The sequence below is a fragment of the Streptomyces capoamus genome (assembly GCF_014654935.1).
Classification (GTDB): Bacteria; Actinomycetota; Actinomycetes; order Streptomycetales; family Streptomycetaceae; genus Streptomyces; species Streptomyces capoamus.
The window spans coordinates 38,657-39,508 of record NZ_BNBF01000022.1 but is presented as its reverse complement, the minus strand read 5'-3'; the positions used below and the strand labels follow the sequence as shown (position 1 = coordinate 39,508).

At 73.1% G+C, this 852-nt stretch carries 1 protein-coding gene; it reads right to left on the bottom strand.

The features are described 5' to 3' along the window. Nucleotides 1-144: 144 nt before the first annotated feature. The coding region (locus IE312_RS42290) for an MFS transporter (protein WP_229900556.1) at nucleotides 145-852 on the bottom strand (708 nt) is incomplete at its 5' end.

Below are 852 nucleotides of genomic sequence, written 5' to 3'. Positions count from 1 at the left end.
GCGGGGCCGGCCCCGGGCGGGTCCGTCCGGCCGCGGCCGGCTGTCGGCAAGGGTCACGTCGTTCCGTCCTCTCACTGCGCCACGGGCATTGTCCCGCAGCACACCCTCCTTCCCCCGTCACCCCGCCCGCCAGGGCGGGTCAGGTCATTCCGCGGCGGCGACCAATTCCGGTTCGGCGTCGTCGCGCTGACCGGCCGGCGGCTTGCCCGGCAGGAACAGGGCGGTCACCACGGCACCGATCAGCGCGACGCCCGTACCGCACAGGGCGGTGAGGTGCATGGCGTGCAGGAAGGCGTCGTGGGCCGGGACGACCAGGGCCTGGCCCCGCGGGCCGAGCTTCTCGGCGACGCCGAGGGTGGCCTCGACGGACTCGGCGGCGGTGTCGCGCAGGCCCGGCGGCAGCTGGCCGAGCTTGCCCTCGATGCCGTCGCGGTAGGAGGCGGCGAGCACCGAGCCGAGGACGGCGATGCCGAGGGCGCCGCCGACCTGGCGGAAGGTGTTGCTGAGCGCGGAGGCGGAGCCGGCCTTCTCGCGGGGCAGGGCCTGCATGATGACGACGGAGGTCGGCGTCATGATGTGGGCCATGCCGACGCCCATGAGGAAGAAGACGACCTCCAGCAGCCAGATGGGGGTGTCCGCCTCGAAGGTGGCGAAGACCGCCAGGGTCACCGCGATCAGCACCAGGCCGGCCGTGGTGGTGGCCTTGTTGCCGAACCGGTCGACGACCAGCCGGGCGCGCGGCGCGAAGATCAGCTGGGCGCAGGCGAGCGGCAGCATCAGCACACCCGACTCCAGCGGGGAGTACCCGCGCACGCTCTGGGTGTAGAAGACGCCGAAGAACGTGACGCCCAT